This is a genomic window from Streptomyces sp. WM4235, from assembly GCF_001279725.1.
Classification (GTDB): domain Bacteria; phylum Actinomycetota; class Actinomycetes; order Streptomycetales; family Streptomycetaceae; genus Streptomyces.
In genome coordinates this window covers 33300-54995 of the sequence record NZ_LGDE01000013.1, presented here as the reverse complement: position 1 = coordinate 54995, position 21696 = coordinate 33300, and the positions used below count along the sequence as shown (strand labels likewise).

Sequence of the window (21696 nt, the reverse complement as noted above, 5' to 3'; positions counted from 1 at the left end):
GCCCTTCTTGCTCTTTCGTGGAAGCGGCATCCCGTACACGGTGTACGAGATGCCGCTTTTGTCCGTTTATGCAAACCTGAGCGCGTGACTCACGCCCGCGCACCGCGCTGGACGGCCGGCGCCGCACTGGCGGCCGCCGCGCTGCTGGTCGCGGCGCCGGCACACGCCCAGGGCCCCGCCGCCGCAGCGCCCTCCGTCCGCCCCCTCGCCCGCGCGTTCACCCCCGCCCTCGCCGCCGCGACCACGGCCACCGATCCGGCGGCGGTGGTACCGGCGTCGGTCGTACGGGCGTCGGTCGTACGGGCGTCGGTCGTACCGGAAGAGGCCTACGAGGAACTGGCCGGCAGCGCCGCCGGCTCCGGGCGGGAGCGGCCCGGGCGCCCCGTGGCCGAGCCGGCCGGCCCCATGGCCGTGCCGGTCACCCGCCCGCTGCGACCCGAGCGGCCCGCACTGCCCGAGCGGCCGGAGCACCCGGAGCGCCGTGAGCACCCAGAGCACCCCGGCCTGCGGGACGGAGCCGCGGAGCGGCCCGGGTCGGCGCAGCGGCCCGCGCGACCCGAACGGCCGGGACTGCGGGAGCGGCCGGAGCTCCGGGAGCGGCCGGGACTGCGGGAGCGGACGCGGCCTCCACCGGCGCACGCACGGCCGCAGGCGTCGGAGGTGCCCGCGCCCTCCCGTCGCGAGTCGGTCGCGAAGCCGACCCCCGAGCCGACCGGCAGTTCCGCGGTCGAGGCGATGGGCACCGGGCCCAACGAGCGGGCCGCCGATCTGGCCGCCCACCTGCTGCCGCTCGGCACCGGGTTCGCCCTGATGGGACTGGGTCTGGGCTTCATGGGAGTGCGGCTGCGCCGAGGGCGCTGACCGGCCGTCCGACCGGCACTCGGGACGGAGGCCGCACCGCGGGTCCCCCCTGCGGAGTACATCCCAAGACGGTTGCGCACTGCGGCATACCCGGTATACATACTGAGTATGTCGATCCGCCACGGCCTTCTCGCCCTGCTCGAAAGGGGTCCTCGGTACGGCTCTCAGCTGCGTACCGAGTTCGAATCCCGCACCGGGTCCACCTGGCCCCTCAACGTCGGACAGGTGTACACCACCCTCGCCCGCCTGGAGCGCGACGGGCTCGTCGCGCCCGGCGGCGAGGACCCCGCCGGGCACACCCTGTACGCCATCACCGACACCGGCCGCGCCGAACTCCACGAGTGGTACGAGCGCCCCGTGGACCGCGCCAATCCGCCCCGGGACGAACTGTCCATCAAGCTCGCCATGGCCGTCGGCGCCCCCGGCGTGGACATCCGCTCCGTCATCCAGTCCCAGCGGCACGCCACGATCAAGGCGATGCAGGACTACACCCGGCTCAAGGCACAGGCGCTCACCGCGATCGAGAGCGGCACCTCCCACGAACGCGACGACATCGCCTGGCTGCTGGTGCTGGAACAACTGATCTTCCAGACCGAGGCCGAGGCCCGCTGGCTCGACCACTGCGAAGCCCGGCTCGTCCGGCTCTCCCTGTCGGCCGACCGGAGAGCCGCACCCGATCCGCCCCAGGCCGCCCCGACCGCACCCGCCGCCGAAGCGACGACCGCCGCCGGCGGCACCACCGACCTCCCCTCCACCGCCCGCACGCGGCGGAGTTGAACGAACCGTCCCAGGGGGACCCTTCCATGCCTGACCAGCAGTCACAGAACGCCGTACTCCAGCTGGACAAACTCGTCCGCACGCACGGCAGCGGCGCCACGGAGGTGCACGCCCTGCGCGGCATCGACCTCGCCGTGTACCCCGGCGAACTCGTCGCCGTCATGGGCCCGTCGGGGTCCGGCAAGTCCACCCTGCTCACCCTCGCCGGCGGACTCGACACCCCCAGCAGCGGCCGGGTGATCGTGGAGGGCACCGACATCACCACCGCGAGCCGCAAGCAGCTCGCCGCGCTGCGCCGCCGCAGCATCGGCTACGTCTTCCAGGACTACAACCTGATCCCGGCCCTCACCGCCGCCGAGAACGTGGCCCTGCCCCGCGAACTCGACGGGATATCGGCCCGCAAGGCCCGGACCTCCGCGCTGGCGGCGCTGGAGGAGATGGGCCTGGGGCAGCTCGCCGACCGCTTCCCGGACGAGATGTCCGGCGGACAGCAGCAGCGCGTGGCCATCGCCCGCGCCCTCGTCGGCGACCGCCGCCTGGTCCTCGCCGACGAGCCCACCGGCGCCCTCGACTCGGAGACCGGGGAATCCGTGCTGGCCCTGCTGCGCTCGCGCTGCGACGCGGGCGCCGCCGGAATCCTCGTCACCCACGAGCCCCGGTTCGCCGCGTGGGCGGACCGGGTCGTCTTCCTGCGCGACGGCAGCGTCGTCGACGAGACCCTGCGCAGCCACGCCGACTCCCTGCTCTCCGGGCGGACGGCCGGCCTGTGACCACCCCGCTCCACACCTGGTACCACTCCTGGATCGCCGCGATCCGGATCGCCCGCCGCGACGCCTGGCGCGCGAAGGGGCGCAGTGCCCTCGTCCTCGCGATGATCGCCCTGCCGATCGTCGGGGTGAGCGCCGCCGACCTCACCACCCGCAGCGCCTCCCTCACCGTGGACGAGACGATGTCCCGTCGGATCGGCACCGCCGACGCCATGCTGTCGAGCTCCCGCACGGGCGGGCCCGTCTATCAGAAGCCGAACGGCGACTACTCCGTCCCCGTCGGCGGCTACTCGTCCTACGACCCCTCCGCGCGCGACAAGGCCCCGGATCCCCTCCCGTCCGTCGTCCAGCCGGGTACCCGGCTGGTGAAGGACAGCAAGGGGCATGCCAAGGTCCGCACCACGCACGGCCTGCTGGACGTCAGCCTGCGCGAGCTGGACACCGCCGACCCGCTCGTCGAGGGCATGCTCACCCTCAAGCGGGGTCGGCTCCCCGCCGCGGCGGGCGAGATCGTCGCCACCGACGCCTTCCTGAAGGACTCCGGGTTCTTCGTCGGCTCCGAGGTCACCCCGCGCGGCTCGTCCCGCGCCCTGCGGATCGTGGGGGCGTACGAACTCCCCTCCGCCCTGAAGGAGATGGAGATCACGGCCCCGCCGGGGACCCTACTCACCCCGCTCGACAAGGAACTCCGGGCCGGCGGCACCGAAGGGGTGTCGGTCGACGACACCTACCTCGTCAAGGTCGGCGGCGAAGGTTTCACGTGGAACATGGTGAAGGCCGCGAACGCCAAGGGCGTCGTCGTCGTCTCCCGCGCCGTCAACCTGAACCCGCCCGCCGACTCCGACGTCCCGCTCTACGAGCAGGAGAGGGAGCAAGGCCGGTTGGACGGGTCGTCAAGCATGCGCACCGTCGAGCTGACCATCCTGGCCACCGTCGTCGGCCTCGCGATGCTGGAGATCTGCCTGCTCGCCGGCCCCGCGTTCGCGGTCGGCGCCCGGCGCTCGCGCCGCCAACTCGGCCTGGTCGGAGCCAACGGCGGCGACCGCCGCCACATCCGCGCCATCGTCCTCTCCGGCGGCCTGGTCATCGGCGCGGCGTCCGCCGTCATCGGCCTCGCCCTCGGCGGCGCGCTCACCCTGGGCCTGCGACCCGTCCTGGAGGAGTACCTGGGGCTGCGCTGGGGCGGCTTCGAGATCCGTCCCCTGGAACTCCTCGGCATCGCGCTGCTCGCCGTGATCACCGGCCTGCTCGCCTCGATCGTCCCGGCGATCACCGCCTCCCGGCAGACCGTGCTGGCCTCGCTGACCGGCCGTCGGGGGGTCCGCAAGGCCAACCGGGTCCTGCCGTTCATCGGGCTGGTGGCCATCGCGGCCGGCGCCGCCATCGCGCTCTACGGAGCCGTCTCCGACACCGGGACCGTGGTCGTCGGGGGCGGCAGCGCCCTCGCCGAGCTGGGCGTGGTCGCCCTCACCCCGACCCTCGTCGGCCTGTTCGGGCGCCTCGGGCGGTGGCTGCCGCTGTCGCCGCGGCTCGCCCTGCGCGACGCCGTGCGCAACCGGGGGCGTACGGCCCCCGCCGTCGCGGCGGTCCTGGCGGCCGTCGCCGGCACCGTGGCGGTGGCCACGTACGAGTACAGCACCGACGTGCAGGCCCGCCACGAGTACGTCGCGAACATGCCGGCGGGCGCCGGCGTGCTGGCGAGCAACGAGAACGACCGGTACCGGGACGTGCCCGCCGTCCGCGACGCGCTCGCCAAGGAGTTCCCGCTCGCGGTCCGGGCGGACGTGGACCGGATCGTCGTCGGCAAGCCGACCTGCGACTCCTACTCGGTGGAACCGGGCTGCGGACGGGCGGAGATCGTCACGCCCAAGGAGAACCGCTGCCCGCTCTACTCGTCGAGGAACTCCTTCGAGGCCTACACCCCCGCGCAGCGGCGTGAGCTGTTCCAGGACTGGCGGTGCAAGCAGACCAACTACCAGCAGCCCTTCCAGCTGGTCGTCGCCGACGAGAACCTGATGAAGGTCCTCGGGGTGAGCGACCCCGGCGCCGCGGCCGCGCTCAAGGCCGGAAAGCCCGTCTCGTTCGACAAGCGCTTCGTCAAGGACGGCAGCCTCACCCTCGTCATCGTGACCGAGGAGTCCAACGGCATCGATCCCGACGAGGAGCCGAAGGGCGTCAAGAAGGTCATGCCGGTCCACCAGGCGACCGATCCCGAGTCCGGCTACGGACTCGTCGTGGTCTTCCCCGCGAGCGCCGTGAAGGCGGCCGGGCTCACCACCGCGCCGGCCGGCTCCTACTTCACCCTCGACGGCAAGCCCGGCAGCACGCAGCGCCAGAAGCTGGACAGCCGCATCGACCAGATCGGGCTGGAGGCCTCGGTCTCGATCGAGGAGGGCTACAAGGGCCGGGACACCCTGCCCATGCTCGCCCTCACCATCTTCGCCGGTCTCGTCACCATCGGCGCGGCGGGCATCGCCACGGGCCTCGCCCAGGCCGACGCCGAGGCCGACCTGAAGACGCTGGCCGCGGTCGGCGCCCCGCCGCGGGTGCGGCGGACGCTGAGCGGCTTCCAGTGCGGAGTGGTGGCCCTGATGGGCGTGGTCCTGGGCTCCGTCGCCGGACTGTTGCCGGCGGTCGGGCTGCGGCTCACCGAGCGGGAGACCGCGAAGCGGATGCTGGAGGAGTCCGGCGCCACCGAGGGCCAGTACATCCCGATCGCGGTGCCGTGGGAGACGCTGGCCGGACTGCTCGTCGTGGTCCCGCTGGGCGCGGCCCTGCTGGCCGCGATCGTCACGAAGTCGAGCGGCGCCCTGGCCCGCCGGGCGGCGGGCTGACGCCGGATCTCCCGGGGCGCCCGTGACACGGGTGACCAGGGTGACCGCTCGGTGACGTACGAGTGACGACGGGGTCATCGTGTGCCCCCGTACAGGGTGGATCACGCCTGTACGGGGGCACACCGTGTGAGAACGAAGGTGTGCGAGAGAATGACGGCATGGAGATGCCGAGGAGTGAACGGTCGCAGGAAAGCCCCCCGCACGTCCTGATCGTGGGACAGGACGGGATGGCGGTCGGCGGCGCCGATGACGAGTCGCGCGAGGTCCCGGTGACGGAGATGGTCGAACAACCCGCCAAGGTCATGCGGATCGGCAGCATGATCAAGCAACTCCTGGAAGAGGTGCGCGCCGCACCTCTCGACGAGGCGAGCCGTGTCCGGCTCAAGGACATCCACGCCGCGTCGGTGAAGGAACTCGAAGACGGCCTGGCTCCCGAGCTGGTCGAGGAACTCGAGCGCCTGTCCCTGCCGTTCACCGAGGAGGCGATTCCCTCCGAGGCGGAACTGCGGATCGCGCAGGCGCAGTTGGTGGGCTGGCTGGAAGGTCTCTTCCACGGGATCCAGACGGCCCTGTTCGCGCAACAAATGGCGGCGCGGGCACAGTTGGAGCAGATGCGGCGGGCCCTGCCTCCGGGTGCCTCGCACGAGGACGACGACGAGGGTCCGCACGGCGCGGTCCGCTCGGGCCCGTACCTGTAGCCCGATCGGCGGCCCCGTCCCGGACACCCGCTCGTCTCCGGACCCCCACACCCCGGCGGAGCCTCGGCTCCCCGGGGTGACGCGTGTTCGGGGCGGGCGTCTCACGGCGACCGCCCGGGGCGGTTCCTCACAGCGGCGCGACAAGCGGCCGGTAATCGGGGGAACCCGCGCGCAACACGGCCCCCTCATACTCAGAGGCATGAGCTACGACGCCATCGTCCTCGCAGGCGGCGCCGCGCGGCGACTCGGCGGGGCCGACAAGCCCGCCCTGCACGTCGGCGGCCGGGCCCTGCTCGACCGGGTCCTCGACGCCTGCGTCGACGCGGACGCCACCGTCGTCGTCGGCGGGACCCGCGTCACCTCGCGCCCCGTGCGCTGGACCCGCGAGGACCCGCCGGGCGGCGGACCGGTGGCCGCGCTGGACGCCGGGCTGCGGGAGACGACCGCGGCGCGGGTGCTCGTACTCTCCGCCGACCTGCCGTTCCTGGACCGCGCCACCGTACGGTCCCTGCTGGACTCGCCCGGACCCGACGGGGCGATGCTGCGGGATCCGGACGGCCGGGACCAACCCCTCGTGGCCTCCTACCGCACGGAGCCGCTCCGTGCGGGGCTCGCCCGGTTGGCCGCCGAGCACGGTGACTTGGCGGGCCTCCCGCTGCGCGAGCTCACCGCCGGACTCGACGTGGCGACCGTCATCGCCACTGCGCCACTCGCCTCCTTCGACTGCGACACCTGGGACGATCTCGCGGCCGCCCGGGCCCGGATCAGAGAGCATGGGACCGTGCTGGATCAATGGATCACCGCCGTCAAGAACGAGCTGGGCATCGAGGTGGACGTCGACACCAAGGCCCTGCTCGACCTCGCCCGTGACGCCGCCCACGGCGTCGCCCGGCCCGCCGCCCCGCTGACCACCTTCCTCATCGGCTACGCGGCCGCCCGGGCCGAGGCCGCCGGAGCGGACCCGGCCCGAGCCGTCGCCGAAGCCTCCCGCAAGGCGACCGACCTGGCGCTGCGCTGGGCAGAGGAAACCTCCGAGAAGAACACCGAAGCCGGCTCCGGATGACCCGTACCGACGCCGAGCGCGTCCCGGCCGAAGCCGCCGCCCCCGGCCCCGAGGGGTCCCCCCGCTCCTCCGCCGACCCCCTCGACGAGGCCTTGGCCCTCGTCTCGCGCACCCCGGACGGTGGCGGGCACCGCGCCGCGCCCTGGCTCCGGGCCCGCGAGGCGGCCGTCCGGGCCGGTTCCGGCGTCCGGGCCCGCTCGCACCGGGTCCCGTTCCCCGACGCCCTCGGCGAGGTGCTGACCGGGCCCCTCGACGCCCTCACCGACCTGCCGTCCTTCGACACCTCGGCCATGGACGGCTGGGCGGTCGCCGGCCCCGGCCCGTGGACCGTGCGGGACGGCGGGGTACTGGCCGGCGCGGACCGGCCCGAGCCCCTCGCGGACGGCGAGGCCGTACGGATCGCCACCGGGGCCCGGATCCCCGCCGACACCACCGCCGTGATCCGCTCCGAGCACTCCCGCGAGGTCGGCTCCCAACTGTTCGCCGAACGGCCCGTCGCCACCGGCCAGGACATCCGCCCGCGCGGCCAGGAGTGCCGCTCCGGCGACCTGCTGCTGCCCGCCGGCTCCCTGGTCACCCCGGCGGTGCTCGGCCTGGCCGCCGCCGCGGGGTACGACGAGTTGGAGACCCGGCCCCGGCCGCGCGTGGAGATCCTGGTGCTCGGCGACGAGTTGCTGACCGAGGGTCTCCCGCACGACGGCCTGATCCGCGACGCCCTGAGCCCCATGCTCGGCCCGTGGCTCACCCGACTCGGCGCCGAGGTCATCGGAACGCGGCGGCTCGGCGACGACCCCGCCGGGGCCGAGGCCCTGTACGAGGCCGTCACCGCCTCCGACGCCGACCTGATCGTCACCACCGGCGGCACCGCCTCCGGCCCCGTCGACCACGTGCGTCCCGTGCTGCGGCGCGCGGGGGCCGAACTCCTCGTCGACGGGGTCGCCGTGCGCCCCGGGCATCCGATGCTGCTGGCCCGGCTCGGGGACCGGTCCGCCGGCCGCCACCTGGTGGGGCTTCCCGGGAACCCGCTCGCCGCCGTGTCCGGGCTGTTGACCCTGGCCGAACCGCTGCTGCGGGCCCTCGCGGGGCGCCGGCAACGCCCCCGGTACACGGTCGCGGTTCAGGGGGACGTACCCGGGCACCCGTACGACACCCGGCTCGTCCCGGTGCTGCTGACCGACGAGCACGCGGTGCCGCTGCGCTACCACGGCCCCGCGATGCTCCGGGGGGTGGCGGCCGCCGACGCGCTGGCCGTCGTGCCGACCGGCGGCGCGCGGTCCGGGCAGGAACTCGAAGTACTCGATCTGCCATGGGCAGCGGGGGGATGTTTCACGTGAAACTGCACGGCCATGACGCCATGGCCCGGGGCGCGGACGAGAAACTCGTCTCCCGGCGCATCAAACTGCCCAAACGGGAGGTCGAGAAGCCCCTGCGGCAGGTCACCCGACGCCTGTTGATGGCCCTGTTCGTGATGTGCCTGACCGTCCTGATCGTGTGGCTCGACCGGGGCGGCTACCACGACAACGCCGACGACAGCATCACCCTGCTCGACTGCGTCTACTACGCGACCGTCACCCTGTCGACGACCGGATACGGCGACATCGTCCCGTACAGCGCCAGCGCGCGGCTGCTCAACGTCCTGCTGATCACGCCGCTGCGCGTGCTGTTCCTGATCATCCTCGTCGGTACCACCCTGGAAGTCCTCACCGAGCGGACCAGGGAAGAATGGCGGCTGAACCGCTGGAGGAAGAACTTGCGTGACCACACGGTCGTGATCGGCTTCGGCACCAAGGGGCGCTCGGCCCTGCAGACGCTGCTGGCCACCGGCCTCCACAAGGAGCAGGTCGTCGTCGTCGACCCGAGCTCCAAGGTGGTCGACATCGCCAACGCGGAGGGGCTCACGGGCGTCGTGGGCGACGCCACCCGCTCCGACGTGCTGCTCCGCGCCGAGGTGCAGAAGGCCCGCCAGATCGTCATCGCCACGCAGCGGGACGACACGGCCGTCCTGGTGACACTGACCGCGCGTCAACTCAACCGCGGCGCGAAGATCGTCGCGGCGGTGCGGGAAGAGGAGAACGCCCCGCTGCTGCGCCAGTCGGGCGCGGACGCGGTCATCACGAGCGCGAGCGCGGCGGGCCGGTTGCTGGGCCTGTCGGTGCTCAGCCCCAGCGCCGGCACCGTCATGGAGGACCTGATCCAGCAGGGCAGCGGCCTGGACCTGATCGAACGGCCCGTCCGGAAGCCGGAGGTCGGCAAGTCGGTCCGGGAGACCGAGGACCTCGTGGTGAGCGTGCTGCGCGGCCACCGACTGCTGGCGTACGACGACCCGCACGCGAGCCCGCTCCAGTCCACGGACCGCGTCATCACCATCGTCCGCGCGGTGCCGCCGCACACGCCGCCGGCCACCCTGGGGTCCGCGGAGTAGCCGGGTTGCCGGCCGGCGGGGAGCGGTTCGCGTAGCCTCCGGGCCATGCATGCGATCACCATCGAGCAGCCCGGCGGCCCCGAGGCCCTGGTCTGGACCGACGTACCCGATCCGGTGGCGGGCGAGGGCGAGGTGCTCGTCGAGGTCGCGGCGAGCGCCGTGAACCGCGCGGACGTCCTCCAGCGGCAGGGGTTCTACGATCCCCCGCCCGGCGCGTCCCGGTACCCCGGGCTGGAGTGCTCCGGTCGGATCACCGCGATCGGGCCGGGAGTGTCCGGTTGGTCGGTGGGCGACGAGGTGTGCGCCCTGCTGGCCGGCGGCGGGTACGCGGAGCGGGTGGCCGTCCCGGCGGGACAACTGCTGCCGGTGCCCGACGGCCTGGACCCGGTGACGGCGGCGGCGCTGCCGGAGGTGGTCACGACGGTGTGGTCGAACGTGTTCATGGTGGCGGGGCTGCGCCCCGGCGAGACCCTCCTCGTGCACGGCGGCTCCAGCGGGATCGGCACCATGGCGATCCAGTTGGGCAAGGCGGTCGGCGCGAGGGTGGCGGTGACGGCGGGCGGCAAGGAGAAGCTGGCGCGCTGCGCGGAGTTGGGCGCGGACATCCTGATCGACTACCGCGAGCAGGACTTCGTCGAGGAGGTGCGGGCCGCGACCGGCGGGGCCGGGGCGGACGTGATCCTGGACATCATGGGCGCGAAGTACCTGTCACGGAACCTGGACGCCCTGGCCGTCAACGGCCGGCTCGCGATCATCGGGCTCCAGGGCGGGGTGAAGGCCGAGGTGAACCTGGGCGCGCTGCTGGCGAAGCGTGCGGCGATCACCGCGACCTCGCTGCGGGCCCGGCCGCTGGAGGAGAAGGCGGCGATCGTCGCGGCGGTACGGGAGCACGTGTGGCCTCTGGTGGCGGCGGGCCGGGTGCGCCCCGTGGTCCACGCCACGTACCCGATGCGGGACGCCGCCGAGGCCCACCGGGTCATGGAGTCCAGCGCGCACGTCGGCAAACTGCTGCTCACCACGGCCTGAGCCGGAACCCGTCTCCCAACCCGTCCCGGGCCCCCGGGACACCGTCCCGGTGCCGCGTACGGCGGCCCCGGGACGGCGGGGGTGCTACAGCGAGCGCAGCAGGACGGCGGGCGATTCGACGCAGTCGGCCACGTACCGCAGGAAGCCGCCGGCCGTGCCTCCGTCGCAGACCCGGTGGTCGAACGTCAGTGATAGCTGCACGACCTGACGGACGGCCAGCTCCCCCCGGTACACCCACGGCTTCGGGATGATCCGGCCCACCCCCAGCATCGCCGCCTCCGGGTGGTTGATGATCGGCGTGGAACCGTCCACTCCGAACACCCCGTAGTTGTTGAGGGTGAACGTCCCGCCCGTGAGGTCGGACGGGGCCAGCTTCCCGGACCGTGCCAACTCCGTCAGTCGCCCGAACTCCGCCGACAGCGTCTCAGGGTTGCGGGTCTGCGCGTCCCGGACCACCGGGACGACCAGGCCGCGTTCCGTCTGCGCGGCGAACCCGAGGTGCACCGACGGCAGCCGGACGATCTCCTTCGCCGCCAGGTCCACGGTGGAGTTGAGTTCCGGGTACTTGGCCAGGGCGGCCGTGCAGATCCGGGCCAGCAGCGCCAGTACCGAGATCTTGGGCCCGCCCGCGGCGTTCATCGCGGTCCGCGCGGCCATCAGTTCGGTGGCGTCCGCGTCGACCCAGCAGGTGGCCTCGGGGATCTCCCGCCGGCTGCGCGAGAGCTTCTCGGCGACGGCTCCCCGTACGCCCTTCAGCGGAATCCGCACCTCGCCCGCGACGGCGGCGACGGGAACCGGCGCGGGGGCCGGGGCCGGTTCGGCCGCCCGCAGTGCGGCCAGCGCCGCCTCGACGTCGGCCCGCAGGATCAGACCCTCGGGCCCCGACCCCGTCAGCGCGCGCAGGTCGACCCCGCCGTCCTTGGCCAGCTTGCGCACCAGCGGCGAGATCACGGGCACAGGGCCGGCGACGGGCGCCGGAACAACGGGAACGACCGGAACCGCCGGAGCGACCGGAGCGGCGACGACGGGTGCCGACACCGCGGCGGTGACGGGTCGCACCCGTCGCCGACGCGCCGGGCGCGAGTGGTCCTCGCCGTAACCGATCAGGGGCCGGGGCACGTTGCCGGCGCCCTCGGCCCCGGCCGCCTGCGCGGCCGGGGCCTGCGGGAGGGACGCCGCCCCCACCGCGACGGTGATCAGCGGGGCTCCCACCGGCAGCTCCGTCCCCTCCTCCCCGAAGCGGGCGGTGACCACACCGCCGTAGGGACACGGGACCTCGACCATCGCCTTGGCCGTCTCCACCTCGACCACCGGCTGGTCGATCTCGACGACGTCGCCGACCGCCACCAGCCAGCGGACGATCTCCGCCTCGGTGAGTCCCTCGCCGAGGTCCGGCAGCTTGAACTCCAGTACCTGCGGCATCAGTTCTCCCACTGCAGGCGGGCCACGGTGTCCAGGATCCGGTCCACGCCGGGCAGGTGGTGCTTCTCCAGCATCGGCGGCGGGTACGGGATGTCGAACCCGGTCACCCGCAGCACCGGCGCCTCCAGGTGGTGGAAGCAGCGCTCCGTCACGCGGGCGGCGATCTCCGCGCCCGGTCCGCCGAAGCCGCCGGCCTCGTGGACCACCACCGCTCGCCCGGTGCGTCGCACGGAGGCGACGACCGTCTCCTCGTCGAAGGGGACCAGCGAGCGCAGGTCCACGACCTCCAGGTCCCAGCCCTCCTCGCGGGCCGCCTCGGCGGCCTCCAGGCACACCGGCAGGGAGGGCCCGTAGGTGATCAGCGTCGCGCTCGTGCCCGCCCTGCGGACCAGCGCCTTGCCGATGCCGGGCACGGCCGCCGGGGCCTCGGCCGACCAGTCGGCCTTCGACCAGTACAGCCGCTTCGGCTCCAGGAAGATCACCGGGTCGTCGCTCGCGATGGACGCGCGCAGCAGCCCGTACGCGTCCTCCACGGTCGCCGGGGTGACCACGGTCAGGCCCGGGGTGGCGACGTAGTACGCCTCGGAGGAGTCGCAGTGATGCTCGACACCGCCGATCCCGCCGCCGTACGGCACCCGGATGGTGATCGGCAGCGGCATCGCGCCGCGGGTGCGGTTGCGCATCTTCGCGACGTGCGAGATCAGCTGCTCGAAGGCCGGGTACGCGAACGCGTCGAACTGCATCTCCACGACCGGCCGCAGCCCGTACATGGCCATGCCGACGGCGGCGCCGAGGATGCCGGCCTCCGCGAGCGGCGTGTCCGTGCACCGGTCGTCGCCGAACTCCTTCGCGAGCCCGTCGGTGATCCGGAAGACCCCGCCGAGCGTGCCGACGTCCTCGCCCATCACGTGGACGGTCGGGTCCTCGGCCATCGCGTCGCGCATCGCCCGGCCCAGGGCCTGGGCCATGGTCGCCGGCTTGGCGACGGGCTTGGCCGCGGTGGTGGTCGTCATCACTCGTTCCCCGCTTCGAGTTCGGCGCGCAGCATCTCGGCCTGTTCGCGCAGCCGGTCGGTCTGCTCCTCGTAGACGTGCGCGAAGAGGTCCATCGGGTCGAGCACCGGATCGGCGTTCATCCCGTCGCGCAGCGCCGCCGCCATCGCGTCGGCCGCGTCCTTCGCCGCCTGGATGCCCTCCGCGTCCAACAGGCCGCGCGCGGTCAGTTCGCGCTCCAGCAGGGCCACCGGGTCGTGCGCCTTCCAGGCCTCCACCTCGGCGTCCGAGCGGTAGCGGGTGGCGTCGTCGGCGTTGGTGTGCGCCTCCATGCGGTACGTGACGGCCTCGATCATGGTGGGGCCGCCGCCCGAGCGGGCCCGCCGGACCGCCTCGGACAGCACCTCGTGCATCGCGGCGATGTCGTTGCCGTCGACCAGCCGGCCCGGCATCCCGTACCCGACGGCCTTGTGGGCCAGGGTCGGGGCGGCGGTCTGCTTGGCGAGCGGGACGGATATCGCGAAGCCGTTGTTCTGCACGAGGAAGACGACCGGGGCCTGCCAGACGGCGGCGAAGTTCATCGCCTCGTGGAAGTCGCCCTCGCTGGTGCCGCCGTCGCCGACCATGGCGAGCGCGACCACGTCGTCCCCGCGCAGTCGGGCGGCGTGCGCCAGGCCGACCGCGTGCGGGAGCTGGGTGGCGAGCGGGGTGGAGAGCGGGGCGATCCGGTGCTCGCGCGGGTCGTACCCGGTGTGCCAGTCGCCGCGCAGGAGCGTCAGGGCCTGTACGGGGTCCAGCCCGCGCGCCACGGCGGCGAGGGTGTCGCGGTAGCTCGGGAAGAGCCAGTCGCGCTCCTCCAGGACCATCGCGGCGGCGATCTCGCAGGCCTCCTGGCCGACGGTCGAGGGGTACACGGCGAGCCGGCCCTGCTTGGTGAGCGCGGTGGCCTGGGCGTTGTAGCGGCGGCCTCGCACGAGCTCGGCGTAGCACCGGCGCATCAGCTCGGGGTCGAGCCCGTCGGCGGCCGGGGTGCCCAGCACCCGGTACGGCTCGGGGTCCGGGAGCAGCGGGGCGGCATCCGTGCGGGGACTCCAGGCGGGCGGCGTGAAACGGTGGGACGCACCGGCACCGGGCAGCTCTTGGACCGTCATGGCGGCGTACACCTCCTCGTGGGAAGCGGGCAGGGAGCACCCCGGGTGTGAGGCGCCTCACCTACCGATTGTTCGGTTGTCCGCGCAATTTGGCTACAGCCGGCTCCAGGCTGTGGACAAAGTGGCGGCGGGGCCGTGGGATGGGTGCAGGACGTCCAACGCAGGGAGGCAGTGGGCAATGCCGGATGAACAAATGGCCGGAGCCGGTTCCGCGCCGGCCGTACCCGGTGGTGTCACGGGCGCCCCGCCGGTCCCCTCCGGGCCCCCCGCGACGGCCGCCCCGCCGCCCCGGCCGCTCGATTCGATCGACCGGTCGATCATGCGGCTGCTCCAGGCGGACGGCAGGGCGTCGATACGGTCGGTGGCCGAGCAGGTCCACGTGTCGCGGGCCAACGCGTACGCCCGGATCAACCGGCTGATCGACGACGGGGTCATCCGCGGCTTCACGGCGCGGGTCGACCACGAGCGGGCGGGCCAGGGGGCCTCCGCCTACATCACCCTGAAGATCGTGCAGAACTCCTGGCGGACGGTGCGCGAGCAGCTCCGCGAACTCCCGGGCGCGGCGCACATCGCCCTGGTCAGCGGTGATTTCGACGTCCTGCTGCTGGTCCACACGCCGGACAACCGCACCCTGCGGGAGCTGGTGCTCACCCGCCTCCAGTCCATCCCGGAGGTGCTGTCCACCCGCACGCTGCTGGTGTTCGAGGAGACGGACCTCCTCGACACCGACACCCGTGCGCCCGGCCCCGCCCTCCCGGACGACCCGGAACCGGCGTGAGGGCGCGCCCGGCGCCCCGGTTCTCGGGCGGCACCGGGACTCCCGCGCGCCCCGCTGGGCCGTCCGGGTGAGGCCCGGCCGCCGCGCGGCTCCCGTACGGCCCGTGCGGCTCCGCCGGGGTCACTTCTGGGCGCGGAGACCGTCCAGGGCCATGTGGACGACCGCGTCGGCGAGCTGCGCGTGGTCGGCGCCCGGGTAGGGGCGGTACCACTCGACCAGGGAGTTGACCATGCCGAAGAGCAGCCGGGTCGCGAGCCTGATGTCCACGTCCGCGCGCAGGTCGCCGTCGGCCGCCGCGGCCTTGAGGAGGTCGGCCACCGCGTGGTCGAACTCGCGGCGGCGCTCCAGTGCCCAGCGTTCGGTCCGGGTGTTGCCGCGCACCCGCAGCAGCAGGGTCACGTAGGGGAGTTCGGCGAGCAGCACCTCGACCGTCCGCCGGGTGACGTACTCGACGCGCTCGACCGCCGGGCCGCGTACCGCTCCCGGCTCCTCCAGGACCGCGAAGAGACCGTCCAGCGCGCGGCTGACGGCCCGGCGCAGGAGTTCCTCCTTGCCGGCGACATGGTGGTAGATCGAGGACTTGGAGATCCCCGCGGCCTTGGAGAGGTGTTCCATCGAGGTGCCGTCGTAGCCGCGCTCGTTGAAGACCTGGACCGCGACGGAGAGCAGCGTCTCCGGTGTGTAGGTGTCCCGCCGGGGCGTCGTCACTCCGCGTCCCCCTCCGTCCCGTCCGTGCCCGATCCGACCGCCCCGTCCGTGCCCGTGTCACCCGGTCCCGCGTCTTCCGCTTCGTCGTCGCCCGCCGCGTAGCCGAGCCGGTACAGCGCGAGCGAGGGGGCGTAGCGGCCACCCGGGCAGCGTTCGTCGAGGTGGTGCAGGAGGTCGTACGCCCAGTCCCGGCCGAGCCGGTCGTGCCATTCGGCGGGGCCCATCGGGTAGTTGACGCCCAGTCGCATCGCCGTGTCGATGTCCTCGGCGGCGGCGACCCCGCGCGCGACGGCGTCGGCCGTGAGGTCGATCAGCATGGCGACGGTCCGGGCGACGATCATGCCGGGGACGTCGCCGATGACGGAGACCTTCTTGCCGAGCTTCTGGAACAGGCCGATCGCCTCGGCCAGGGTCTGTTCGGTGGTGTCCTCGCCGGCGGACAGGGCGATCCGGGTGGCGTCGCGGTAGTCGAGCGCGAGGTCGAAGTAGACGACGTCCGCGAACTCGATGGAGGTCTTGCCGTCCGCGAGCACCAGTTGCCCCTCGCCGGGGAGCTGGATGTACGGCCCCCCGTGCTCGGTGGACTCGACCGCGATCCCGGCCTCCTCCAGGAGCTCCGTCAGCGCGGACGCCGGGCCGAGGTCCCCGACGACGGTGACCTTGGCGGGTGCCTCCTCGGGGCCCGCGGTGTGCGGGACGGGCTCGGGGGCGGCCTCGCCGTACGGGAACCAGCCGTGGCCCGACTTGCGGCCGAGGCGACCCGACTGGACCAGCCTGCGCTGCGCGAGGGAGGGGGTGAACTTGGGGCTGCGGAAGAACGACTCCCAGACGGAGCGGGTGACGGCCTCGTTGACGTCCTGGCCGATGAGGTCGGTCAGTGCGAACGGGCCCATCTTGAAGCCGCCGCTCTCGCGGAGCACGGCGTCGATGGTGGCCGGGTCGGCGCCCCGCTCCTCGTACACCGCGAAGGCCTCGGCGTAGAAGGGGCGGGCGATCCGGTTCACGATGAAGCCGGGGGTGTCGGCGCAGCGGACCGGCGTCTTGCGCCAGCCCAGGACGGTGTCGTACGCGCGCTCGGCGGCGGCCGGGTCGGTCGCGAAGCCGCTGACCACCTCGACGAGCGGGAGCAGCGGGGCGGGGTTGAAGAAGTGCAGGCCGAGGAAGCGGCCGGGGTGCGCGAGTCCCGCGGCGATCTCCGTCACGGAGAGGGAGGAGGTGTTGGTGGCCAGCAGCGCGTCCGGCGAAACCACCTCTTCGAGCGCGGCGAAGAGCGCGCGCTTGACGGTGACGTCCTCGACGACGGCCTCGATGACGAGTGCGGCGTCGGCGAGGTCCGCGAGGTCGCGTGCGCAGCCGATCCGGCCGATCGCGTCGTCGGCCTCGGCGCGGTCCAGGCGCCCCTTGGCGACCATGCGCTCGACGCGGTCCTGCACGAGGCCGAGACCGTCCCGCGCGAGGGATTCGTTGACGTCGTGGATCAGCACCGGGTGACCTGCGAGGAGGGCGACCTGGGCGATGCCCTGCCCCATCGTGCCGGCGCCGATGACCGCCACAGTGCGGGACCGCTCGATTGCTGTCATGACCCGATCCTCCCGCACCGACTTGTCCACAGGTCCGCCGGGCCCTCTTGTCCCGACCGATCGTTCGGTTACTCTAACTCCAGTCTGCTCTTCTTCACCCGCCCCTGCCGGATCCCAGTCTGCGAACCAGCCCGATCTTGCCCGGCTCAACGAGGAGTTGGTCCCTGATGGCCGCCGAGCCCACCGTCCCCCAGCTGACCGAGAAGCACCGTCCCACCCTGGACCAGGCGCTGTCGGCCATCCGCACCCGCGCCTACTGGTCCCCGCATCCCGAGCACCCCAAGGCCTACGGGGAGACCGCCCCGGCCGACGGGCTCGCGGCGTTCGAGGCCCTGCGCGGCACCCGTTTCGAACTCGACCAGCCCGGCACCGACGGCTGGACGGGCGGCGAGGTGTCCCCGTACGGCCCCGAGCTGGGCGTCGAGTACCCGCACGCCGACCCGGAGGTGCTGCTGCCCGCGATGCGCGCGGGCATGGGCGCGTGGCGGGACGCCGGTCCCGAGACCCGCGCCGTGGTCTGCGTCGAGATCCTCGCCCGGATCTCAGCCCGCACGCACGAGTTCGCCCACGCGGTGATGCACACCAGCGGCCAGGCCTTCATGATGGCGTTCCAGGCGGGCGGCCCCCACGCGCAGGACCGCGGTCTGGAGGCCGTGGCCTACGCGTACGAGGAGCAGACCCGCGTCCCGGGGCAGACCGACTGGGAGAAGCCCCAGGGCAAGAAGGACCCGCTCAAGCTCGGCAAGACGTTCACCGCCGTGCCGCGCGGCATCGCGCTGATGATCGGCTGCAACACCTTCCCCACCTGGAACGGCTACCCGGGCCTGTTCGCCTCCCTGGCCACCGGCAACGCCGTCCTGGTGAAGCCGCACCCCCGGGCGATCCTCCCGCTCGCGCTGACGGTGCGGGTGGCCCGCGAGGTCCTCGCCGAGGCCGGCTTCGACCCGAACCTGGTGGCGCTGGCGGTGGAGCGGCCGGGCGAGGGCATCGCCAAGACGCTCGCCGTGCGCCCCGAGATCAAGCTGATCGACTACACCGGCTCCACGGAGTTCGGCGACTGGCTGGAGGCCAACGCCCGCCAGGCGCAGGTGTACACGGAGAAGGCCGGCGTGAACACCGTCGTCCTCGACTCCACGGACGACTACAAGGGCATGCTGTCCAACCTGGCGTTCTCGCTGTCCCTCTACAGCGGCCAGATGTGCACCACCCCGCAGAACCTGCTGATCCCGCGCGAGGGCATCGCCACCGACGCCGGACACAAGACGTACGACGAGGTCGTGGCCGACCTCGCGGCCTCGGTCGGCGGCCTGCTGGGCGACGACGCCCGGGCCAACGCCCTGCTGGGCGCGCTGGTCAACCCGGACGTCAAGGCCCGGCTGGAGGCGGCGGCCGGACTGGGCGAGGTCGCGCTGGCCTCGCGGGAGGTCGCGAACCCGGAGTTCCCGGACGCGGTGGTCCGCACGCCGGTGATGGTCAAGCTGGACGCCGCCAAGGCCGACCCGGAGGCCCCCTACCTCTCGGAGTGCTTCGGCCCGGTGTCGTTCGCGGTCGCGGTCGACTCCACGGCCGACGCACTGGAGCTGCTGCGCCGCACGGTGCGGGAGAAGGGCGCGATGACCGTGGGCGCGTACACCACGTCCGCGGACACCGAGCGGGCCGTCGAGGCGGTCTGTCTGGAGGAGTCGGCGCAGCTGTCGCTGAACCTGACCGGCGGGGTCTTCGTCAACCAGACGGCGGCCTTCTCGGACTTCCACGGCTCCGGCGGCAACCCGGCCGCCAACGCGGCCCTGTGCGACGGCGCCTTCGTCGCGAACCGGTTCCGGGTGGTGGAGGTCCGCCGCCAGGCCTAGACCCGGTCGGGGTGGGCCTGGTCGAGGTGGGGCCCGCCCCAGTGGAAGAGGGCCATGGCCACGCTGGTGGCCAGGTTGTAGCTGGAGACCTGCGGCCGCATCGGCAGGGACACCAGGTGATCGGCGCGGGCCCGCAGCTCGGGCGAGATCCCGTGGCGTTCCGAGCCGAAGGCGAGCAGGGCGTCGTCCGGGAGGGTGAGGGCACGGATGTCCTCGCCCTCCGGGTCGAGCGCGTACAGCGGCCCGGGCGGCAGGGTCTCCAGTTCGACCCGGTCGACGGTGGTCGCGTAGTGCAGGCCGGCCCCGGCCCGGACCACGTTGGGGTGCCAGGGGTCGAGGTCTCCGCGCGTGACCACCCCGGTGGCGCCGAAGCCGGCGGCGAGCCGGACGACGGCGCCCACGTTGCCGAGGTTGCGCGGGTTGTCCAGGACCACGATCGGGGCGGTGCGGCCCGGCCGGCGCAGCGCCTCAAGGCCCGCCTCGCGGTCCGGTCGCACGGCGAGCGCGGCCACCCCGGTGGGGTGCACCCGGGCCAGCAACCCCTTGAGTTCCGTCCCGCGCACCAGCCCGCGGACCCGCGCCTCCACGTCCGGGGCCAGCTCGGCGGCCAGCGCCCCGACGGCCTCGGGATCGTCGGCGACGACGGCTTCCACCCGGGCACCGAAGCGCAGCGCGTGCTTCAGCGCGTGGAACCCGTCGAGCAGGACCACGTCCTCCCGCCCGGCGGCCTCCCGCCACTCCCGCGCGACCTGTCCGGGGTCCCCGTGCTGCTCACTCATACCGCCGACCCTACGGGCCGCGCACGGGCCCCGGGACCGGCGGGCGCCCTGTCAGCGCGCGACCTCGGCCGGGATCGGGGTCGGGGCGTCGAGCGGGCCCGGCGGCGGCTCCGAGGCGGCCCGGTCGCGCCGGCGCTCGGCACCCGCACGGGCGCCGAGCCAGACGAGGAACACCGTCGGCAGGAACACCGCGTCGGCCGCGATCATGGCCAGCGAGAAGAACGGCAGGCCGAGCAGCACCGCGATCCCGGCGTGCTCCAGCATCATCACCGCGAGCAGCACGTTCTTGATCCGCCGGTTGAACAGCGTGAACGGGAACGCGACCTGGACCGCGACCGTCCCGTAGGTCAGCAGCATCACCAGGGTCCCGCTGCCCGCCAGCACCCCGGACAGCCCCGGCCACGGGGTGAAGTAGTCCAGGCCCAGCGGGTAGTACAGCGCGGTGCCGTCCTGCCAGCGCGAGCCCTGGATCTTGTACCAGCCCGCAGTGGCGTAGATCAGACAGACCTCCGCCATGATCACCAGCATCCCCGCGTTGTGCAGCAGGTTCGCCAGCACGTCGAGGACGGCCCGGCCCTCCCCCTCCGGCTCGAAGCGGTCGACGAGCCACCACAGCCCGAGCACCACCCACACCGCCGCGAACGCGGCGAGCCAGCCCGCGCCGAACCTCCCGGTCACCGCCCCGTAGGCGAAGAGCAGCCCGAGCACGCTCCACAGCACGGGCCCCGCCGCACCGGCCGAGGCCGAGCCGCGCAGCCGCGCCCGGCGGGCGTCCAGGGACCAGACCCGCGCGCAGCGGGTGAGCACGAGGTACATCGCCATCAGGTGGATGACGTTGTCCCCGCCGTCCCCCATGAAGACGCTGCGGTTCTGGAGGGACAGCACGCCGATCATGAAGAGCACGGACGTCGCCCGGGTCCGCCAGCCCAGCATCAGCAGCACGCTCGCGAGCACGGAGAGCCCGTAGACGAGCTCGAACCACCAGGTCGCGTCGGACCACATCAGCACCGTGAAGGCCCGGTTCGAGGCGATCAGCCGCTCGGCCATCCCCCAGCTCCAGGGGCCGTCGGGCCCGTACAGCTCGTGCCGGTGCGGGAACTCCCGCAGCAGGAAGAACAGCCAGGTCGCGGAGAACCCGATGCGCACCACGGCGCTCTGGTACGGCCCCAGCGCCCGGCCGGTGACCTGCGCCAAGGCCTGCCCGGCGGCCGCGCGGGCACGGCTGCGCGCGCTCGGCCTCAGACCGTCCACCACGGCAGCTCCCGGTAGTAGGTCCGGGTGTCGCTCTGCTCGTCGCTCCATTTCGGCGCGGCCACGGCGGTCGTCGCCGAACGCAACTGGATGCGTACGATCCGGTCGTCCTCCCGATCCCGGGGCGCCAGCCGGTCCATCGCGATGCGGCGCAGGTACTCCTCCGACAGCGCGCCGCGCTCGCCGTTCGGCTTGTTGTTCTCGTCGTGGGAGCCGGTGAAGAAGTCCCAGGCCCGTCGCAGCTCGTTCTGCTCGGTGTGGCTCGGCAGCAGGCTGTGGCGGATCGCCGCGCCGTCCTCGGCGGACAGGTCGCGCCAGCCGCCGGTGGTCAGCCCACCGTCCGAGGCCCGTACCTGGGTCCGTACCTGGACCGCGATGTTCTGCTGGAGGGGGTTGGGGGCGAAGAGCTTCCAGTTCTGTTCGAACTCGGGGTAGATCCAGGCGTCGATCGTGCTCGCGTGCCGTTTGCTGAGCGTGTTGGACGGGGCCACGTGCAGGAAGACGGCCGCGAGGTGCCCGCAGGCGGCCACGGCGACGATCCCCAGCGCGAGGGCCACGACCACCCGGTACGGGGTGGACAGACCGGCGATCCCGGGCGCCCTGGGCGGCGGCGCGACGACCGGCGGGCCGGCCTCGGCGTCCGCGGGCGCACCCGGCGTGAGGGCCTCCGGAACGGGCTGTTCCGAAGGCTCGCGCTCGTTCGAATCCATCCCGCCCCGATCATCCGGCTTCCACAG

At 73.4% G+C, this 21696-nt stretch carries 19 protein-coding genes; 11 read left to right on the top strand and 8 right to left on the bottom strand.

What is annotated here, in order from left to right:
- Window positions 1-84: 84 nt before the first annotated feature.
- The 9 genes from ADK55_RS38300 to ADK55_RS02685 all read left to right on the top strand — a co-directional run bounded on the left by ADK55_RS38300 (window position 85) and on the right by ADK55_RS02685 (window position 10448).
- Complete coding sequence (locus ADK55_RS38300; protein ID WP_053675617.1) at window positions 85-861, top strand: hypothetical protein; 777 nt, start codon at window positions 85-87, stop codon at window positions 859-861.
- A 108-nt stretch (window positions 862-969) separates the two neighbouring features.
- Window positions 970-1638: a PadR family transcriptional regulator gene (locus ADK55_RS02720; RefSeq protein WP_053675615.1), complete on the top strand. Its 669-nt coding sequence runs from the start codon at window positions 970-972 to the stop codon at window positions 1636-1638.
- Window positions 1639-1664: 26 nt separating this feature from the next.
- Window positions 1665-2408: an ABC transporter ATP-binding protein gene (locus ADK55_RS02715; protein ID WP_053675613.1), complete on the top strand. Its 744-nt coding sequence runs from the start codon at window positions 1665-1667 to the stop codon at window positions 2406-2408.
- Between the two features lie 101 nt (window positions 2409-2509).
- Entirely contained in the window at window positions 2510-5239 is a 2730-nt protein-coding gene (locus ADK55_RS02710) for an ABC transporter permease (RefSeq protein ID WP_234349871.1), read from the top strand.
- Window positions 5240-5397: 158 nt separating this feature from the next.
- Entirely contained in the window at window positions 5398-5937 is a 540-nt protein-coding gene (locus ADK55_RS02705) for a bacterial proteasome activator family protein (RefSeq protein WP_053675609.1), read from the top strand.
- A gap of 199 nt (window positions 5938-6136) precedes the next feature.
- Window positions 6137-7000: an NTP transferase domain-containing protein gene (locus tag ADK55_RS02700; RefSeq protein WP_053675607.1), complete on the top strand. Its 864-nt coding sequence runs from the start codon at window positions 6137-6139 to the stop codon at window positions 6998-7000.
- Window positions 6997-8334 carry a molybdopterin molybdotransferase MoeA gene (locus ADK55_RS02695; RefSeq protein WP_053675605.1) on the top strand — a complete coding sequence of 446 codons (1338 nt, stop codon included), beginning with the start codon at window positions 6997-6999 and terminating at the stop codon, window positions 8332-8334. The genes ADK55_RS02700 and ADK55_RS02695 overlap by 4 nt, the downstream gene beginning before the upstream one ends.
- Window positions 8322-9422 carry a potassium channel family protein gene (locus ADK55_RS02690; RefSeq protein ID WP_199826423.1) on the top strand — a complete coding sequence of 367 codons (1101 nt, stop codon included), beginning with the start codon at window positions 8322-8324 and terminating at the stop codon, window positions 9420-9422. The genes ADK55_RS02695 and ADK55_RS02690 overlap by 13 nt, the downstream gene beginning before the upstream one ends.
- A 45-nt stretch (window positions 9423-9467) precedes the next feature.
- Entirely contained in the window at window positions 9468-10448 is a 981-nt protein-coding gene (locus ADK55_RS02685; protein WP_053675601.1) for an NAD(P)H-quinone oxidoreductase, read from the top strand.
- 84 nt (window positions 10449-10532) lie between these two features.
- Here the strand turns inward: ADK55_RS02685 and ADK55_RS02680 are convergent, their stop codons facing one another.
- The 3 genes from ADK55_RS02680 to pdhA are packed head-to-tail and all read right to left on the bottom strand — an operon-like array spanning window position 10533 to window position 14013.
- On the bottom strand, window positions 10533-11870 hold the full coding sequence (locus ADK55_RS02680; RefSeq protein ID WP_053675599.1) for a dihydrolipoamide acetyltransferase family protein: 1338 nt from the start codon (window positions 11868-11870) through the stop codon (window positions 10533-10535).
- Window positions 11870-12883, bottom strand: coding sequence for an alpha-ketoacid dehydrogenase subunit beta (locus tag ADK55_RS02675; RefSeq protein ID WP_053675597.1), 1014 nt, complete (start codon window positions 12881-12883; stop codon window positions 11870-11872). The genes ADK55_RS02680 and ADK55_RS02675 overlap by 1 nt, the downstream gene beginning before the upstream one ends.
- Window positions 12883-14013 (bottom strand): pyruvate dehydrogenase (acetyl-transferring) E1 component subunit alpha, encoded by a 1131-nt coding sequence (gene pdhA / locus ADK55_RS02670; RefSeq protein WP_053675759.1) that lies wholly within the window; start codon window positions 14011-14013, stop codon window positions 12883-12885. Before pdhA ends, ADK55_RS02675 begins: the two co-directional genes overlap by 1 nt.
- A 178-nt stretch (window positions 14014-14191) precedes the next feature.
- Between pdhA and ADK55_RS02665 the strand changes: the two genes are divergently transcribed.
- Entirely contained in the window at window positions 14192-14791 is a 600-nt protein-coding gene (locus ADK55_RS02665; RefSeq protein ID WP_078998391.1) for an Lrp/AsnC family transcriptional regulator, read from the top strand.
- 120 nt (window positions 14792-14911) lie between these two features.
- Here ADK55_RS02665 and ADK55_RS02660 read toward each other — a convergent pair whose 3' ends face one another.
- Both ADK55_RS02660 and ADK55_RS02655 read right to left on the bottom strand, forming a co-directional pair.
- Window positions 14912-15499, bottom strand: a complete 588-nt coding sequence (locus ADK55_RS02660) for a TetR/AcrR family transcriptional regulator (protein WP_053675592.1) — start codon at window positions 15497-15499, stop codon at window positions 14912-14914.
- Window positions 15496-17079 (bottom strand): 3-hydroxyacyl-CoA dehydrogenase, encoded by a 1584-nt coding sequence (locus ADK55_RS02655; RefSeq protein WP_053675757.1) that lies wholly within the window; start codon window positions 17077-17079, stop codon window positions 15496-15498. The genes ADK55_RS02660 and ADK55_RS02655 overlap by 4 nt, the downstream gene beginning before the upstream one ends.
- A gap of 167 nt (window positions 17080-17246) precedes the next feature.
- On the opposite strand from ADK55_RS02655, the gene paaN reads away from it, so the two are divergent.
- Window positions 17247-18929, top strand: coding sequence for a phenylacetic acid degradation protein PaaN (gene paaN / locus ADK55_RS02650; protein ID WP_053675590.1), 1683 nt, complete (start codon window positions 17247-17249; stop codon window positions 18927-18929).
- Here the strand turns inward: paaN and ADK55_RS02645 are convergent.
- From ADK55_RS02645 to ADK55_RS02635, 3 genes are read right to left on the bottom strand one after another with little or no spacing between them, the layout of a single operon-like run.
- Window positions 18926-19708 carry a TrmH family RNA methyltransferase gene (locus ADK55_RS02645; RefSeq protein WP_053675588.1) on the bottom strand — a complete coding sequence of 261 codons (783 nt, stop codon included), beginning with the start codon at window positions 19706-19708 and terminating at the stop codon, window positions 18926-18928. The two genes, paaN and ADK55_RS02645, sit on opposite strands and share 4 nt — an antisense overlap.
- A 51-nt stretch (window positions 19709-19759) precedes the next feature.
- The gene (locus tag ADK55_RS02640; RefSeq protein WP_053675586.1) at window positions 19760-21010 is read right to left on the bottom strand and encodes an HTTM domain-containing protein; all 1251 of its coding nucleotides are present in this window, start codon (window positions 21008-21010) and stop codon (window positions 19760-19762) included.
- A complete protein-coding gene (locus ADK55_RS02635) occupies window positions 20947-21669 on the bottom strand; it encodes a DUF5819 family protein (RefSeq protein WP_053675583.1) in 723 nt (240 codons plus the stop codon). Before ADK55_RS02635 ends, ADK55_RS02640 begins: the two co-directional genes overlap by 64 nt.
- Window positions 21670-21696 lie beyond the last annotated feature (27 nt).

What these genes read in the sequence shown, in the direction of transcription:
- ADK55_RS02635 (WP_053675583.1), bottom strand. Translation starts at nt 21,669, where the DNA reads ATGGATTCGAACGAGCGCGAGCCTTCGGAACAGCCCGTTCCGGAGGCC.
- ADK55_RS02710 (WP_234349871.1), top strand. Translation starts at nt 2,510, where the DNA reads ATGATCGCCCTGCCGATCGTCGGGGTGAGCGCCGCCGACCTCACCACC.
- ADK55_RS02645 (WP_053675588.1), bottom strand. Translation starts at nt 19,708, where the DNA reads ATGAGTGAGCAGCACGGGGACCCCGGACAGGTCGCGCGGGAGTGGCGG.
- ADK55_RS02690 (WP_199826423.1), top strand. Translation starts at nt 8,322, where the DNA reads ATGTTTCACGTGAAACTGCACGGCCATGACGCCATGGCCCGGGGCGCG.
- ADK55_RS02675 (WP_053675597.1), bottom strand. Translation starts at nt 12,883, where the DNA reads ATGACGACCACCACCGCGGCCAAGCCCGTCGCCAAGCCGGCGACCATG.
- ADK55_RS02665 (WP_078998391.1), top strand. Translation starts at nt 14,192, where the DNA reads ATGCCGGATGAACAAATGGCCGGAGCCGGTTCCGCGCCGGCCGTACCC.
- paaN (WP_053675590.1), top strand. Translation starts at nt 17,247, where the DNA reads ATGGCCGCCGAGCCCACCGTCCCCCAGCTGACCGAGAAGCACCGTCCC.
- ADK55_RS02715 (WP_053675613.1), top strand. Translation starts at nt 1,665, where the DNA reads ATGCCTGACCAGCAGTCACAGAACGCCGTACTCCAGCTGGACAAACTC.
- ADK55_RS02705 (WP_053675609.1), top strand. Translation starts at nt 5,398, where the DNA reads ATGGAGATGCCGAGGAGTGAACGGTCGCAGGAAAGCCCCCCGCACGTC.
- pdhA (WP_053675759.1), bottom strand. Translation starts at nt 14,013, where the DNA reads ATGACGGTCCAAGAGCTGCCCGGTGCCGGTGCGTCCCACCGTTTCACG.
- ADK55_RS02695 (WP_053675605.1), top strand. Translation starts at nt 6,997, where the DNA reads ATGACCCGTACCGACGCCGAGCGCGTCCCGGCCGAAGCCGCCGCCCCC.
- ADK55_RS02680 (WP_053675599.1), bottom strand. Translation starts at nt 11,870, where the DNA reads ATGCCGCAGGTACTGGAGTTCAAGCTGCCGGACCTCGGCGAGGGACTC.
- ADK55_RS02700 (WP_053675607.1), top strand. Translation starts at nt 6,137, where the DNA reads ATGAGCTACGACGCCATCGTCCTCGCAGGCGGCGCCGCGCGGCGACTC.
- ADK55_RS02640 (WP_053675586.1), bottom strand. Translation starts at nt 21,010, where the DNA reads ATGGAGCGACGAGCAGAGCGACACCCGGACCTACTACCGGGAGCTGCC.
- ADK55_RS02685 (WP_053675601.1), top strand. Translation starts at nt 9,468, where the DNA reads ATGCATGCGATCACCATCGAGCAGCCCGGCGGCCCCGAGGCCCTGGTC.
- ADK55_RS02655 (WP_053675757.1), bottom strand. Translation starts at nt 17,079, where the DNA reads ATGACAGCAATCGAGCGGTCCCGCACTGTGGCGGTCATCGGCGCCGGC.
- ADK55_RS02720 (WP_053675615.1), top strand. Translation starts at nt 970, where the DNA reads ATGTCGATCCGCCACGGCCTTCTCGCCCTGCTCGAAAGGGGTCCTCGG.